The 15,588-nt window shown below is 60.5% G+C and carries 13 protein-coding genes and 1 tRNA gene; 8 read left to right on the top strand and 6 right to left on the bottom strand.

The window, feature by feature from the left end; all coding sequences use genetic code 11:
• Window positions 1-251: 251 nt before the first annotated feature.
• From AAIH70_RS01250 to AAIH70_RS01240, 3 genes are all read right to left on the bottom strand, one after another.
• Window positions 252-4,064 (bottom strand): vitamin B12-dependent ribonucleotide reductase, encoded by a 3,813-nt coding sequence (locus AAIH70_RS01250; protein ID WP_132273329.1) that lies wholly within the window; start codon window positions 4,062-4,064, stop codon window positions 252-254.
• A 753-nt stretch (window positions 4,065-4,817) separates the two neighbouring features.
• Entirely contained in the window at window positions 4,818-5,315 is a 498-nt protein-coding gene (gene gpt, locus AAIH70_RS01245; protein ID WP_132273330.1) for a xanthine phosphoribosyltransferase, read from the bottom strand.
• 222 nt (window positions 5,316-5,537) lie between these two features.
• Window positions 5,538-5,930, bottom strand: a complete 393-nt coding sequence (locus AAIH70_RS01240) for a hypothetical protein (protein WP_132273331.1) — start codon at window positions 5,928-5,930, stop codon at window positions 5,538-5,540.
• A gap of 210 nt (window positions 5,931-6,140) precedes the next feature.
• Here AAIH70_RS01240 and AAIH70_RS01235 point away from each other — a divergent pair, with 210 nt between their 5' ends.
• The 3 genes from AAIH70_RS01235 (at window position 6,141) to AAIH70_RS01225 (ending at window position 8,383) form a co-directional block, all read left to right on the top strand.
• A complete protein-coding gene (locus AAIH70_RS01235) occupies window positions 6,141-7,418 on the top strand; it encodes a DUF1963 domain-containing protein (protein ID WP_132273332.1) in 1,278 nt (425 codons plus the stop codon).
• Window positions 7,419-7,528: 110 nt separating this feature from the next.
• Complete coding sequence (locus AAIH70_RS01230) at window positions 7,529-7,906, top strand: hypothetical protein (protein ID WP_132273333.1); 378 nt, start codon at window positions 7,529-7,531, stop codon at window positions 7,904-7,906.
• A gap of 39 nt (window positions 7,907-7,945) precedes the next feature.
• Entirely contained in the window at window positions 7,946-8,383 is a 438-nt protein-coding gene (locus AAIH70_RS01225; RefSeq protein WP_207908241.1) for a DUF411 domain-containing protein, read from the top strand.
• 63 nt (window positions 8,384-8,446) lie between these two features.
• Here the strand turns inward: AAIH70_RS01225 and AAIH70_RS01220 are convergent, their stop codons facing one another.
• Both AAIH70_RS01220 and AAIH70_RS01215 read right to left on the bottom strand, forming a co-directional pair.
• On the bottom strand, window positions 8,447-9,292 hold the full coding sequence (locus tag AAIH70_RS01220) for a universal stress protein (protein WP_132273335.1): 846 nt from the start codon (window positions 9,290-9,292) through the stop codon (window positions 8,447-8,449).
• A 113-nt stretch (window positions 9,293-9,405) separates the two neighbouring features.
• Window positions 9,406-10,179, bottom strand: a complete 774-nt coding sequence (locus tag AAIH70_RS01215; RefSeq protein WP_132273336.1) for a competence/damage-inducible protein A — start codon at window positions 10,177-10,179, stop codon at window positions 9,406-9,408.
• Window positions 10,180-10,477: 298 nt separating this feature from the next.
• Here AAIH70_RS01215 and wrbA point away from each other — a divergent pair, with 298 nt between their 5' ends.
• Window positions 10,478-11,074 (top strand): NAD(P)H:quinone oxidoreductase type IV, encoded by a 597-nt coding sequence (gene wrbA, locus AAIH70_RS01210; protein WP_132273753.1) that lies wholly within the window; start codon window positions 10,478-10,480, stop codon window positions 11,072-11,074.
• Window positions 11,075-11,147: 73 nt separating this feature from the next.
• Here wrbA and AAIH70_RS01205 read toward each other — a convergent pair whose 3' ends face one another.
• Window positions 11,148-11,381 carry a hypothetical protein gene (locus AAIH70_RS01205; protein ID WP_132273337.1) on the bottom strand — a complete coding sequence of 78 codons (234 nt, stop codon included), beginning with the start codon at window positions 11,379-11,381 and terminating at the stop codon, window positions 11,148-11,150.
• A 145-nt stretch (window positions 11,382-11,526) separates the two neighbouring features.
• On the opposite strand from AAIH70_RS01205, the gene AAIH70_RS01200 reads away from it, so the two are divergent.
• The 4 genes from AAIH70_RS01200 (at window position 11,527) to AAIH70_RS01185 (ending at window position 15,530) form a co-directional block, all read left to right on the top strand.
• Window positions 11,527-11,611: transfer RNA gene (locus AAIH70_RS01200), tRNA-Leu, on the top strand.
• A gap of 130 nt (window positions 11,612-11,741) precedes the next feature.
• Window positions 11,742-12,992 (top strand): threonine ammonia-lyase, encoded by a 1,251-nt coding sequence (ilvA, locus tag AAIH70_RS01195; protein ID WP_132273338.1) that lies wholly within the window; start codon window positions 11,742-11,744, stop codon window positions 12,990-12,992.
• A gap of 76 nt (window positions 12,993-13,068) precedes the next feature.
• Window positions 13,069-13,392, top strand: a complete 324-nt coding sequence (locus tag AAIH70_RS01190; protein WP_132273339.1) for an HlyU family transcriptional regulator — start codon at window positions 13,069-13,071, stop codon at window positions 13,390-13,392.
• A gap of 275 nt (window positions 13,393-13,667) precedes the next feature.
• Window positions 13,668-15,530 carry a putative bifunctional diguanylate cyclase/phosphodiesterase gene (locus AAIH70_RS01185; protein ID WP_245519115.1) on the top strand — a complete coding sequence of 621 codons (1,863 nt, stop codon included), beginning with the start codon at window positions 13,668-13,670 and terminating at the stop codon, window positions 15,528-15,530.
• The last annotated feature ends 58 nt before the right edge of the window (window positions 15,531-15,588 follow it).

Genomic DNA, 15,588 nt, shown 5'->3' with positions numbered 1-15,588 from the left:
TTTACCCCTCACTTGCGATTTCTAACACTTAGCCTTTGGCTAAGGTGTTGAAATCGCTTTCTCTCCCTCAAGGGGAGAGATAAGGGCCGCAGCGTCTTACCTCTCCCCTTGAGGGAGAGGATAGCAAGTCCGCGAGAGGCGAAGCCGAGCGCTGGACGCGCTTGGTGAGGGGGCATGTTTCTGCCAGCCGATACCAAAAAGCCCGGTCGTGAAACCGGGCTTTTCTCATTCATTCAACGCTGTCGCGTCAATCAGCTGCAGCCGCTCGTAGCACCGCACGTGTCGCACTTCTCGCACGTGCCGTTGCGCACCATCGTGAAGTTCTGGCACTCGGAGCACATGTTGCCCGTATACCCCTGCATGATCGACTTCATGCGGCGGTCGGCTTCCACCTTCTTGGCTTCGGCCTTTGCCGATGCGGCATCCGCTGCTGCCTTGTCGGAGAACAGCGCGGTTGCGGCCTGTTCACTTTCGCTGGCCAGCGGTGCTTCCTCGGCGATCTCTTCGGCCAGTTCCTTGGCGCGTTCCTCGTAATCGCGCTTGAAGGCGACGATTTCCGAGGTCGAGATGGCGACAGCCGGTTCCAGCTTGCGGGCAGCCGAGCCGGCAAACGCCGTCACATTGGCCGAGGCGCGGGCAGGGGCTGCCGTGGCTGCACCCTTCGGTTCGCCGGCAGCGCGGTCAATCTGGCCGCCCTGGATCAGGGTCGGCTTGTAACCGCGGGTCCAGCCGGTCGAAACGAGCTGGGTCTTGCCTTCCTGAATGCCCTTGCCGAGTGCGGTCTGCGAGAAGTCCGACGTATCGACATGCGCCAGATCGTGGCGGCCGAGATACGATACGGCGAGTTCGCGGAACACGTAGTCGAGGATCGACGTGGCGTTCTTGATCGCGTCATTGCCCGTCACGATGCCGGCCGGCTCGAACTTGGTGAAGGTGAATGCCTCCACATATTCTTCCAGCGGTACGCCGTATTGCAGACCCAGCGATATGGCGATCGCAAAGTTGTTCATCATCGCACGGAAGGCGGCGCCTTCCTTGTGCATGTCGATGAAGATTTCGCCGATGCGGCCATCGCCGAATTCGCCGGTGCGCAGGTAAACCTTGTGACCGCCGACATTGGCCTTCTGGGTGTAACCCTGACGGCGGTTCGGCAGCTTTTCACGTTCACGCGATACACGCTCGATGATGCGCTCGACGATCTTTTCGGTGACGGTGACCGCCTGCGCGGCTGCCGGTGCCTGGATCAGCTCTTCGAGAGCGTCGTCGGCATCGTCTTCGTCGATCAGCGAGGCGTTGAGGGGCTGCGAAAGCTTGGAGCCGTCACGGTAAAGGGCGTTGGCCTTGAGGGCCAGCTTCCAGGACAGCATGTAGGCTTCGCCGCACTCTTCGACAGTCGCGTCGTTCGGCATGTTGATCGTCTTGGAGATCGCACCCGAGATGAACGGCTGGGCAGCTGCCATCATGCGGATGTGCGATTCTACCGACAGATAACGCTTGCCGATCTTGCCGCAGGGGTTGGCGCAATCGAATACGGCCAGATGTTCGTCCTTCAGGAACGGCGCGCCTTCCAGCGTCATCGCACCGCAGACGTGGATGTTGGCGGCGTCGATGTCCTTGCGGGAGAAGCCGATATGCTCGAGCAGGTTGAAGCTCATGTCGGCCAGCTGCTCGTCGGAAACTTTCAAGGTTTCCTTGAGGAAGTCGGCGCCAAGCGTCCACTGGTTGAACACGAACTTGATGTCGAAGGCAGCCTTGAGAGCGCCGTTGACGGCTTCGATCTTGTCAGCCGGGAAACCCTTGGCGGCAAGCGTCGACGGGTTGATGGCCGGGGCCTGGTTGAGGTTGCCGTGACCGACAGCATAGGCTTCGATTTCGGCAAGCTGGCTTTCCGAGTAACCGAGTGTGCGAAGCGCTTCCGGAACGGCACCGTTGATGATCTTGAAGTAACCGCCACCGGCGAGCTTCTTGAACTTGACCAGTGCGAAGTCGGGCTCGATGCCGGTCGTGTCGCAATCCATCACGAGACCGATCGTGCCGGTCGGCGCGATAACAGATACCTGGGCATTGCGGTAGCCGTGCTGTTCGCCGAGTTCCAGCGCCTTGTCCCATGCGGCCATGGCATGCACTGCCAGATCCTGATCCGGGTTCTCTTCGTGGATGAGAGCGACCGGATCAACCGACAGGGCTTCATAGCCCGACGTTTCGCCGTGAGCGGCGCGGCGGTGGTTGCGGATGACGCGCAGCATGTTGTCGCGGTTCGGCGCAAAGCCCGGGAATGGGCCGTGTTCCGATGCCATTTCAGCCGACGTGGCGTAGGAAACGCCGGTCATGATGGCGGTCAGCGAGCCGGCAATGGCGCGGCCTTCCTTCGAGTCATACGGAATGCCGGTCGACATCAGCAGGCCGCCGATATTGGCGTAGCCGAGGCCAAGCGTGCGGTATTCGTAAGAGCGTTCGGCAATCTCGCGGGACGGGAACTGCGCCATCATCACGGAGATTTCGAGAACGACGGTCCACAAGCGAACGGCATGTTCGTAATCGGCGATGTCGATGCGCTTGGTGGCGGCCGACTTGAACTGCAACAGGTTCAGGGACGCCAGGTTGCAGGCGGTGTCGTCGAGGAACATGTATTCCGAGCACGGGTTCGAGGCGCGGATCGGGCCCGCGGCCGGCGAGGTGTGCCAGTCGTTCATGGTGGTGTTGTAATGCAGGCCCGGATCGGCCGACGCCCATGCGGCGTAGGAGATCTTTTCCCACAGGTCGCGTGCCTTCAGCGTCTTCATGACCTTGCCGTCCTTGCGGGCGGTCAGGTTCCAGTCACCGTCGTTTTCGACGGCGCGCAGAAAGTCGTCCTTCAAGGAGACGGAGTTGTTGGAGTTCTGGCCCGAAACCGTCAGGTAGGCTTCCGAATCCCAGTCGGTGTCATAGGTCTTGAAATCAAGATCCTTGTAACCCTGCTTTGCGAACTGGATGACGCGCTTGACGTAGTTTTCCGGAACCTGGTCCTTCTTGGCAGCGCGGATTTCGCGCTTCAGGGCCGGGTTCTTCAGCGGATCGAAGCAATCGTCGCCATCGGCCTCGCAGTTGACGCAGGCCTTCATGATCGACTTCAGGTGACGGGCAACGATCTTGGAACCGGTGACGAGAGCGGCAACCTTCTGCTCTTCCTTCACCTTCCAGTCGATATAGGCTTCGATATCCGGATGGTCGATGTCGACCACAACCATTTTCGCCGCACGGCGGGTGGTGCCGCCCGACTTGATGGCGCCGGCAGCGCGGTCACCGATCTTCAGGAAGGACATCAGGCCCGACGACTTGCCGCCGCCGGAAAGCTTCTCGCCTTCGCCACGCAGATAGGAGAAGTTGGAGCCGGTGCCGGAGCCATACTTGAACAGGCGGGCTTCACGCACCCACAGGTCCATGATGCCGCCCTCGTTGACGAGGTCGTCCTCGACGGACTGGATAAAGCAGGCATGCGGCTGCGGATGTTCGTAGGAAGACTTCGACTTCGTCAGCTTGCCCGTGAAGGGGTCGACATAGAAGTGGCCCTGACCGGGGCCATCGATGCCATAGGCCCAGTGCAGGCCGGTGTTGAACCACTGCGGGCTGTTCGGGGCGACGCGCTGCGTGGCGAGCATATAGGCAAGCTCGTCCTTGAAGGCGCTCGCATCTTCTTCAGACGAGAAATACTTGCCCTTCCAGCCCCAGTAGGTCCAGGTGCCAGCGAGACGATCAAACACCTGACGCGCATCGGTTTCCGAGCCGTAACGCTCGTTCTCCGGCAGGTCCTTCAGCGCCTTTTCATCGGCAACCGAACGCCACAGGAAGGAAGGAACGTCGTTTTCCTCGACCTTCTTCAGGAATTTTGGCACGCCGGCCTTGCGGAAATATTTCTGGGCCAGAACGTCGGTGGCGACCTGAGAAAACTGGGTCGGCACCTCGATATCGGCGAGACGGAAAACGATGGAGCCGTCCGGGTTGCGGATCTCGCTCACCGCCTTGCGGAAAGCGATCTCGCCATAAGCCCCGGTCTCGGGCTTGGTGAAACGACGTTCAATGCGCATGGTCTCGTCCTTAGTTCGTGGCGCCTCTCAAGGCGCAAATCTTCAGCGCCGGCCGCTCGCCATCATGGGCAGCCGGTCGGATTCGGTGATCCAGGTGAATCAGCAGTGATTGCTTAACCTGTATCTTGTGTCCGATGCTGGCTGCAAACGCTAAATATAGCATTAACAGAATATTTTTACCAGCCTTGGGCACCGCATTGGCAAGCATTCGAACGCGCACGAAAACCCGTTGCCAAGGCGACAGTCATGTCGGCCCGAGCCATGCAGGAAATCTACAAATCGAAGGAGGGCCGGTCTCGTATATCCGGTCCAGTCGCCGCCGCAACATGGGATCATTCATGCCGAGTCGCAGCCTTTGGGTCAAGGGCTGGTCTGCCACACTTTTTTAACCACAAGATATTGTGGTTGGGGCCTGTGGAAAACGGGGAGAAAAAATAGCCGTTAAATCTCAATTGCTTGCGAGAAAGTTTTTGGAGGTCAAGCAGTGATGAGCCGGAAAATGAACGGCCGTGCACCACAAAAGCGACGATAAATTGCCACATTTTCCGGTGGATTTCGGAAAGAGCTTGTCACCTCGCCACCGCCGTGTCCCCGGCATGCCAAGGCATCACCAGATATGGAAAGAGCGCGGCACCCAAAGTGGACCACGCTCTTTAATCGTTCCGAAATGGGACGCCGTGCGGATTTGGAAGACCAGCCCTGCATGCATGGGGCTGGCCAGAGATTTTTTGGCGAATCAGCGGCTGTCGGCCATCAGCCGCGATGGCCCTTGGCGATCGGCTCCTGATAGGTAAAGCCCATGTCCCATGGGAAATAGATCCACGTATCCTGCGAAACCTCTGTCACGAAGGTGTCGATGGTCGGCACGCCGGAGGGTTTTGCGTAGACGCAGGCGAAATGCGCTTTTGGCATCATAGCGCGCACTTCCAGTGCCGTCTTGCCGGTATCGGTGAGATCGTCAACTACGAGCACGCCTTCGCCGCCATTTTCCATCAGTTCCGGCGAAATGCCCTTGAGGAGAACGGTATCGCCCTGATTGACGTAATCATGGCGGGTGGCGATGCAGACGGTGTCGATCATGCGGATATTGAGTTCGCGCGAAATGATCGCCGCCGGCACGAGGCCGCCGCGGGTGATGCAGACGATGGCTTTGAATTCCTGGCCGAGGCCGGACAGCCGCCACGAGAGCGCACGGGTATCACGGTGGAACTGATCCCAGGAAACGGGAAAGGCTTTATCGGGAAGAGACATCCGACGGGCTCCGCAAGCATGGTGTGAAAGAAAACGGGCGGCCGCGCCGGTAGTGAGGGCGGAGACGCCGAAAGGCCGGTTTTCCGGCCCCTTGCAGGCTTTCATAACGGTATTGGCGGATCGATGGCAAGCGGGAGGGTGAGGGTGCTGTGGATGATCGGGGGAATTGTAGGTGGGCGAGTGGCGGACTGGACGGCATGTCTGCCACGAATGGATGAACGGTCATTGCGGCGATGGAAGATCAAGGCCGTTTGGCAATGATATCCAGATGACGGTCTGAGCCTCTGGTGAATGTCGCGAAAGATGGCCTTTCCCATGGGTGTCCATGACCAGCACGAAACTGCCAGCCGAAACCTGGCGCACCTCTCCGTCACTGGTTTCGTATTCTACGGATCCATCAAGCCTGACGGTCAGCACCGGCTCTGGTACCTTGTGCCACGCAACTTCCCGCATACCCTCCGGAATATGAGTGATCCGGACACGTGAGGCTGGGTAGCTGGCGGTAACGTCAAACGGAACCGCATCTGGATGTACTGACCGCTTCGTCGTTGGCAGTTCGATTTCATCGAAATGAGATTCACCATCCGGTGTGGCGTAGATGCGCAGGCACTTCATACAGATTTCCCTTCTGAGGAAAATGAGCTGGGCGACGAAGGACGGCTATCACGATAAAAGTGGAAACACGACCAATTCTAGCGCAAGGCCCTGTTCGTTCGAGTTGGGACGAAAACGCGCGGCGATGTACAGCCCACCGCATCCGACTTGATCTTGTCACGCGAGTCACGGCACTGCTCTTTTCCCCGCGACCAGCCCGAGGAGCCGACCATGGCCCGCCGTTTCCGTCTCGCTCTCGCCTGCAGCCTGTTGGCCTGTATTTCCCTGTCCAGCCCCCATGCGGCATTTGCGCAGGAGGGCGAGGAGATCATGGCGCTGCCCTCATCACGTGACGAACTGTCCGACCGTTTGACCGAGGCCGGCATGTCGGCGGCCGGTGTGGCGGCGATCGTCAAGGTGGCGCGCGATGGCATCGTGCTCGATACCAAACCCGCCGATGAAACGGCGCTGCCGCTCGGTTCGTCCAAGGTCGGTGGCCTGCCGGACCTGCCTAAGGGTGTCGCATGGCCGATGCGGCCGGTTTATGAGAATGCGGTGGAACTGGCCGAACAGTTCACCGCCGATGCCGCCAATTTCTATGCCGATGCCGGTGTCGTGCCGCCTTGGGTGCCGGAAGCCGAGGGCAGGGCTTTTGCCGATGAGCGCAAGCGCGCCAACGAGGAGGCAAGGGCTGCGGCGCTGAAAGTCATGAAGGATGCCGGCGCCGAGGTGAGTGAAGCCGATCTGGCCAATGCCACCGGTCTGCCGGCGGATGTGGCCGTCAAGGCGGCTGTCGAACAGAAACTGCTGGCCGAGACCGTGATAAAACCGTTTCCGCTGCCGTTTGTCGCGCAGGTGGATCTGGCGGCTCTGGCCGGCGAACCCGGTTTCGACAAGGCGCTGCCGACGACGGGCAGGCTGTTGTTCTTTTACGACATGCCGGTTCTGCCGGCGAGCTACGAGCCGCGCGGAAAAGCCGGCTGGAAGCTGGTTTATGACGACACGCCGAAAGCCGAACTCGAGCGCAAGCCTCTGCCGAAGGAACTCTCGGATTTTCCCGGTGCCGCCAGCCTGAAGGCCGCAGCCATTTCTCCGCGTTCTGTCGTGACCACGGTGCCGGTCGGCGACAGCGGCTGGGATACGGTCGGCGAAATCAGCGGCGACGATACGTCGATCTATTCGCAATGGCTGTTTTCGCTGGGCTGGCCGACGGCAGCCGAGGGCGGCAATCACCAGCTTGGTGGCTGGCCGCGTGCCATCCAGACCGGCATGCAGGCGATGAGCCAGCTGGCCGCAAACGGCCTTTATGCCGGCGATACTTCCGCATTCGAGACGGAGCAGGGCAAGCGCCTGCTGGCAGATGCCAAGGACTGGCGGCTGGTACTGCAGATCGGCACCGACGAGGCGACCGGTTATCCCTTTCCGGGCGCACTGTATGTGCTGATGAGCGAAGAAGATCTGGCTGCGCGCAATTTCGACAAGGCCTGGGTGGTTTACGAGCAGGATTGAGCGGCGAGGCCGCCCGCATGCGCCGGGAAAACTGACGATAGAGAAGCTGCGCTCAATTGTCCCTCTGGTGAGCGCTTCATTTACGGCATTGACGGTGCAATCATGCCGTCATGGTCATCATGCTGCGTTTCCTGTCGATGCTCGTCGCGACGCTGTTTCTGGCAGGCGGTGCGCTGTCGCTGGAAATGCCATCGGATGATGCGGGGCAGGCGGCGTCCCACATTCAAACGGCGTATCATCCCGGCAAGGCGCATGCCGCACGGGGCGGCAAATATTGCCAGGAGGCGGGATGCACGCCTGCCGCCTGTCCGATGCAATGCGTGGCATCGCCTGTGATCGTGCCTGACCTGCTGGTGGTTGCGCCCTTTGGCGTGCAGCCGTGTTTCTGCCCGCCTGCCGAGTGCGGCATTACCGTGCTGTTTTTAGCGCCGCCGGTGCCGCCACCCAAATCTCCTGTTCTCGAAACGATGGGCGCATTCGTCGCCTGACACCCTGACTGAAAATTCGAAGACGATGGAGATATCGTGATGAAACCGAGATTGATGATGGGCGCGCTGGCTTTCGCGCTAATGGCTTCCGTGACGGCGCAGGCGGCGGAAATGGTTGTCTACAAGGACCCGTATTGTGGCTGCTGCGAGGAATGGGCCAAGGCCGTGAAGGCGGCCGGTGTGCCTTTGCGTATGGAAATTGTGGACGATATGGATGCAGTCAAGGCCAAATGGGGCGTGCCCGAAGAGGCCTGGAGCTGCCACACCGCCGTGGCCGACGGCTATGTGTTCGAAGGCCATGTGCCGCTGGCGGCGCTCAAGCGCGTGCTGAAGGAAAGGCCCGATATGGCCGGTGTCGCCGTGCCGGGCATGCCGGCCGGTGCGCTTGGCATGGGCGACGATCCGGCTGCAGCCTATGATGTGGTTGCGATCGGCAGGGATGGCGGGCAGTCAGTTTATCTCGAGGTGCGGCCTTAAACGCGGTGCGTTCCCGTGAACGTCCTTCTCCCCGGCCTGCGGGGAGAAGGCAGCCCGGTCCTCTCAGCGCGACAGCAGCGTCAGCGCCGTCATCGAATCCAGCAGCGTGCGGGTGACGCCGCCAAACAGCACTTCCCACCAGCGGGCATGGCCATAACCACCCATCACCAGCAGATCGACGCTGGAATCGGCCAGCCGGTTCTCGATGGCTGCGGATGCCTTGATGCCGCTTGTGTGTTCGGTCCGCAGCGTCACGTTGACGCCGTGACGGGAAAGCGTGGCGGCGAGCTCGACGCCTGCCATGTCCGGCATCTGGCCGGATGTCTCCGGCGGATCGACGCAGAAGATTTCGACGCTCTCGGCATTTTTCAGGAAGGGCAGCGCATCGAATGTGGCACGCGTCGCCTCACGCGAGCCGTTCCAGGCGATCAGCACGCGGCGGATCGGCTGGGGCTGGGTGAGGGTGCGCGGCACCAGCAGCATGGGGCGGCCGCTTTCGAACAGGAATGCCTCGAGATCGGCCCGATTGACGGGGCCGCCTTCCGGTGCGTGCCCCTGGCTGGCGACGATCAGATCGACGGCACGCGCGCTTTCTATGACATTGCCGGAAGCATAACCGTTGGCGGAAACAAAACTGCGCCATTCGGAAGGCAGCCCCTGTGCTTCGATGCGTTCGCGAAAAATCTTCTCGACCGAGGCGGTTTCGCGCTGGGCAGCTTCCTGCAGAACCTGCACGGCGGCAGGATCGGGAATTTCCATCGGCGCGATCAGCGGCACGGCGGCCAGCGTTTCGGCATGCACACCGACGATATGGGCGGAGAACCGCTCGGAAAGGAAGGTGGCGAAATCGCTGATCTGCCGGGCGCTGGCCGGATCATCGAGTACGGCCATGATGGTCTTGTAACTCATTGCGGTGCCTCCTCATGCGCCGGGATTTTTTCCAGACCCGGCCTTGTATGGAAGGTGGGTCGCGGTGGCCTGCGGGTCAAGGATGGGGCGGCGATGGAGGAGGCTGGCCGCGATCAGGCGTCCGGCGAGGGGTTTGTGGCGGTTTTCTGCGCAGTGAGTTCCGCAATCATTGTTTCGACGGCGGCTGCGGCCGCATCGAGAACGTCGTTGTCGCGGGCGCGAACGATCAGCTCGGTGGAAAACCGCTGGCCGTCATATTTCGGATAGGAGCCGATGCTGGTGGCGGGATGCGCCTTCTGGATGGCGCCAAGCAGCGTGCCGATATCGCCTTCGCCATAGGGACAGGGGATGGCGCGCGACAGCATCTTTGCGCCGGTCTTCAGCGTCGGCAGGACGTTGTCGACCATGGCCTGAAACACCTGCGGCACGCCGGCCATCACATAGACGTTTTCCACGATGAAGCCGGGCGCGGTCGAGACCGGATTGGCGATGTGTTTTGCACCCTGCGGCATACGCGCCATGCGCTGGCGGGCTTCCGTAAATTCCATCTCGCGGCGCTTGTACATTTCCGAAAGCAGCGTCATCGCCGCCGCATCGTGGATGCAGGGCAGGCCAAAAGCCTTTGACACCGAATCGGCGGTGATATCGTCATGGGTGGGGCCGATGCCGCCTGACGTGAAGACGTAGGTGTAGTGGCTGCGCAGCGCATTCAGCGCCTCGACGATGGCATCCTCCTCGTCGGCAACGATGCGGACTTCCTTCAGATCAATGCCCGCCATCGTCAGAAGGTCGGCGAGATGGCCGATATTTTTATCCTTGGTGCGGCCGGAGAGAAGCTCGTCGCCGATGGCAAGCATGGCGGCGGTGACGGAGGAGGTCTGGCTCATGAAGGGTACTCGTGCGGTGTGCGGATGCTTTGACGTTAGCGCGCGGCAGAATGAATGCAAGCCGCAACATGCTGCGGGCTTGCCTTCCACAAAAGATGAACGAGATCTCTCGTCGTTGTTCATGAAAAGTGGACAGTGCGTGCTGAAACCATCGGCTGGCGGGGTTGGCTTGCCTCCGTTAGCTTCGCCCATACGATTGTTACAAGGCGGGCCGATGATCATCGAATTTCTCAAAAAGCTGATCGGCAGCGCGCCGGTCGAAGCGCCTACACCCACACAAACCAAGGAAACGAAGACAATGGCAAAAGTTCTGGTCCTCTATTATTCCTCCTACGGCCATATCGAGACGATGGCCTACGCGGTTGCCGAAGGCGCCAAGTCGGCCGGTGCCGAGGTAACGGTCAAGCGCGTGCCGGAACTGGTGTCGGAGGAGGTGGCAAAATCCTCGCATTTCAAGCTCGATCAGGCAGCGCCGATCGCCACCGTCGATGAGCTTGCCGAATACGACGCAATCATCGTCGGCGCCGGCACGCGCTTTGGTACGGTCGCCTCGCAGATGCGCAATTTCTGGGATCAGACGGGCGGCCTGTGGTTCAACGGCAAGCTGGTCGGCAAGGTCGGTTCGGTATTCACGTCGTCCGCCACCCAGCATGGTGGTCAGGAATCCACCATTCTCGGCTTCATCCCGACACTGCTTCACCACGGCCTGGTCGTTGTCGGCCTGCCTTATGCCTTCCAGGGCCAGATGGGCGTTGAAGCCGTCAAGGGCGGTTCTCCTTATGGCGCCTCGACCATCACCGATGGCGACGGCTCTCGTCAGCCGTCCGAAGTCGAGCTGGAAGCCGCCAAATTCCAGGGCGCCCATGTGGCAAAAATCGCCGCCAAGCTGGCCTGATCGGCTGTAAAGGTTTTGAGAAGGGCGCGGCAGGGATGTCGCGCTCTTTTGTTTTTGTGCCTGATGGGACGGACTACATCACGAGAGTATCGGCATATTCGATTTCAAACACAAAACGCATGCGACCCACCTTGCGGCGCTTGTCGTCGAGCACGGTGATCGAAACATTGTCGGGCGGCGGGAAATTGCGGCAGGCGAAGGTGCTGAGTGCGTTCAGCCCGTCATTCATCGCCGCGTGGGCATTGGCTGCGTCGATTTCCACTTCGGCTTCCTTGCCGTCGGAAATATGCAGATAGAATTTTGCCATGATCGCTCCTGCGCCAAAAGATCGACATAGGCTTTGGCGAGGTCGCATCAATGGTAGTTGCTAATATAAGCCGCGTGCTGAAATCCGCGTGATTTCAAAACCGGCTGTTGACTGCACGGCTTATGTGCCTGAAAAGACACGTCACGCGGACGTGGCGAAACTGGTAGACGCAAGAGACTTAAAATCTCTCGACTTCGGTCTTGCGGGTTCGATCCCCGCCGTCCGCACCAGTGCCAACTGTACTCATCAATTCCGATCATCTACCTCAACCGTACCGCTGGGTTCGGAAATATCCTTTTGTCTTCCGCGCCGCTGTGGCATAGCCGGTTCAACAGAGAGAACGGTCAGGGAGTGAAGGTCTTGGATAAAGTCGCGGTCGCGGATGCTCAGGTGGCCATGCGGGAAATTTTTCCCGAAACGCCGTTGCAGCTCAATGAACATTTGAGCCGCCGGTATGGCGCCGAAATCTGGCTGAAGCGCGAGGACCTGTCTCCCGTCCGTTCCTACAAGATTCGCGGTGCCTTCAATTTTCTGCGCAAGGCCGTAGAAGTGCATGGTCGTGACCGTGTTTTCGTCTGCGCCTCGGCCGGCAATCATGCGCAAGGTTTTGCCTTCGTCTGCCGCCATTTCGAGGTGCAGGGTGTGGTCTTCATGCCGGTGACGACGCCGCAGCAGAAGATCGACAAGACCCGCATGTTCGGCGGCCCGTTCATCCAGATCCGTCTCGTCGGCGACATTTTCGATCAATGTTATGCTGCTGCCCGCGAGCATGTGGAAACGACGGGTGCCATGATGGTGCCACCCTTCGACGATGCCGATATCATCGAAGGCCAGGCGACGGTTGCCGCAGAAATCATGGACCAGTTGCCAAGCGACGCGGTGCCGGATCTCGTTATCCTGCCGGTTGGCGGTGGCGGGCTGGCATCGGGTGCCACCGGTTTCCTGAAGGATGTCGTGGCGCGCGAAAACTTTCTGTTCGTCGAGCCGGAAGGCGCGCCGAGCCTGCAAAAGAGCCTTCTCGCCGGTGGGCCGGTGACGCTGTCCAAGGTCGATAATTTTGTCGATGGCGCAGCCGTTGCCCGTATCGGCAGCCTCAATTTCGAGCGCCTGAGCGGCTTTCCGCCCGAGCAGGTAAAACTGATCGCCGAAAACGCCATCTGCGTGACGATCACCGAAATGCTCAACCTTGAAGGCGTGGTGCTGGAGCCGGCCGGCGCCCTGTCGATCCGGGCGCTGGAGGAACTGGGGCCGGACAGGCTGGCTGGCAAGACGGTGGTCTGCGTGGTGTCGGGCGGCAATTTCGATTTCGAGCGTTTGCCGGACGTGAAGGAGCGCGCCATGCGCTTTGCCGGCCTGAAGAAATATTTCATCCTGCGCCTGCCGCAGCGTCCCGGTGCGCTGCGCGACTTTCTCGATATGCTCGGTCCCGACGATGATGTCGCCCGTTTCGAATATCTCAAGAAATCGGCCCGCAATTTCGGTTCGATCCTGATAGGCATCGAAACGACGGCGCCGGAAAACTTTGCCGGCCTGTTCCAGCGTTTTGAAGCCGCGGGTCTCGGTTACGAGGACATAACCGAAAACGAAATTCTCGCCAATCTGATCATCTGACGGGCATTTTGAACCGACGGAAGCTGCGTCAATGCGTGGCTTCCGGCAGCGGCATTGGTATGATAAGGCAAATCCCATGGCTTCATTCTTTTCCAGTTTCCTTTCGATGTTTTCCGCCGGTGATGCGCCCAAGGCTGCCGCAGGTCCGGCTGTCGAGCCGCAGGAGCATGCGGGCTGCATGATCCATCCCGCGCCGATCAAGGAAGGCAGCCAGTATCGGCTTGCAGGCCGTATCGAAAAGCAGGTCGGCGAGACCGTGCTTGTGCGCACCTTCATCCGGGCAGACATGTTCACCTCGATGGATGACGCAGTCGAAAGCACGTTCCGCAAGGCACGCCAGATCATTGATCAGAACGGCGCCTCGCTGTTTTCCGATGGTGCGCCGGAACGCTCGGCCTGACGGCTGTTGACGCAGAGTCGGTTACCGTAACGTAAGTCGTTCTCCGCTCTCACGGAAAAGTCAGCACGGTCTTGATCCTGTTGCTGAAATTGTCGTCGGCTGGCGTTTGCCGATCACCTAAAATTAAGGCCTTGCCGCTACCGTCCGCTCATCTTGTCATTTGAGTTGTCGGTCCGTTGATGCGAGCAGGTTGCATACATATCGGCTGGTTTGCGCTAAGCCCTCTCGTCTGCCTCGAGCCGCAGGCTGCGGCGGCTGCGACGAATGCGGTAGTGATGGCATCTGCCACAGCCACGATCACGACGGACCTGTATTGGGGACTGGGCGCAGGTGCGCTTGTTTTTGCCGGTCTCAGCTGGCTGATCCCTGGCCGAAAGGCTTGGTCGCTGGCCGCTTTCCATCGTAAGAAGGTGAAAAACGTTGTCGTTGGCGATGACGGCGAGCGTGTTGCGGCCCTGGCCAGTGCCACGTTCGAGGCGATCATGATCCACCGCGACGGCATCGTCGTCGATGGCAATCCGCAGCTGGCGAAGCTGCTGGGTCGGCCACTGAAAGACCTGCCGGGCACGAGCATCTTCGATTTCCTTCAGAACGGGCCGTCAATCGATGTGGCGACCGTGACCACCTTCAACGACGACACGATCCACGAACTGGTGCTGGTGGCGAGCGACGGCGAACGCATTCCGGTACAGGCGCGCGGACGCGACATCGTCTATCGTGGCGAGCGCGTGCGCGTCGGCTGCATCGTCGACCTGCGCGATCGCAAGGAAGCCGAACAGCGCATTCGCCATCTGGCGCAGCACGATTTCCTGACAGGCCTGCCGAACCGGGCACTGTTTGCCGAACGTGTGGGGGAGCTGACCGAACGCGGCGCGAGCTTTGCCATCGCCATGGTCGATATCGACCGCTTCAAGGACGTCAACGACATCCACGGCCATCAGGCTGGCGATGCTGTGATCCGCGAGACGGCTGCACGGCTGCAGCGCCTGCTCGGCCCGGATGATGTCGTGGCGCGGCTGGGCGGCGACGAATTTGCGGTGATCCTGACGAGCGCCCATCTGAATGCGCAGATCGAGGATTTTGGCCATCGCCTGTTGCGCAGCATGGCCGAGCCGATCGAACTCGTCAGCGGCGACATCGTGCTGGCCGATGTCAGCATCGGCGGGGCGCTCTGCCCGGAACATGCGGATGATCTCGACGGGCTGGTCGGCAGGGCGGATATCGCCCTTTTCCATGCCAAGCAGGAAGGGCGAGGCACCAGCCTGGTGTTCAAGCCCGGCATGAACGAACTGATCGAAAAACGGCGGGCGCTGGAGGCGGATCTCGATCTCGCCATCCTGCGCGGCGAATTCGAGCTTTATCTGCAGCCCCGCGTGGATGCAGCGACGGCCGAGATTGTCGCCTATGAGGCGCTGCTGCGCTGGCACCATCCGCAGCGCGGCCTTGTGCCTCCGGGCGAGTTCATTCCCGTGGCTGAAGCGTCGGGCCAGATCGTGGCGCTGGGCGAGTGGGTGATTGCCGAGGCATGCCGCCTGAGTGGTGGCCTGGAAGGCCGGCGCATCAGCATCAATCTTAGCCCGCTGCAGTTCCGCAACAGCCGTTTCGTCAGCCGTCTGGCGGAAACCTTGAAGGCAACCGGTGCCGAACCGTCGCAGATCGAGCTGGAGATCACCGAAAGCGTGCTGATCGATGACGACAAGCGCGCGCTGCAGGTGCTCGGCGATCTCAAGCAGATGGGCTTCGATGTGGCGCTGGATGATTTCGGCACCGGTTATTCGTCGCTCAGCTATCTCAGCCGCTATCCATTCGACACGATCAAGATCGACCGCAGTTTTGTCAGCAATCTCGGCGTCGTCGACAGCGCGCAAGTGATCGTCCGCTCCATCATTGCGCTTGGCAACGGGCTCGGCATGCGTATCGTCGCCGAAGGCGTCGAGACCATCGAGGAGGCGCTGTTCCTGACACAGGCGGGCTGTGATGAATTGCAGGGTTATCTACTTGGCCGGCCGGCACCGGTGAGCGAGCGGCTGACAGAGGTGCGCCCGGCGATTGCCATGCAGCTCAACGGCATGGCCGAGGCTACGCGCGGCAGCAAGAATGTGCGCAGCGGACAGATGCAGGAGCGCGAAGCGGTCTGACATCGCGTCTGCGCGGGCACGCACATCGAACAAAATGTCTTCCAACGAAATATGGCGA

It is taken from the genome of Neorhizobium sp. BT27B, assembly GCF_050455485.1.
Classification (GTDB): Bacteria; Pseudomonadota; Alphaproteobacteria; order Rhizobiales; family Rhizobiaceae; genus Neorhizobium.
The sequence above is the reverse complement of the archived record's forward strand: the minus strand, read 5'-3'. Positions and strand labels throughout refer to the sequence as shown.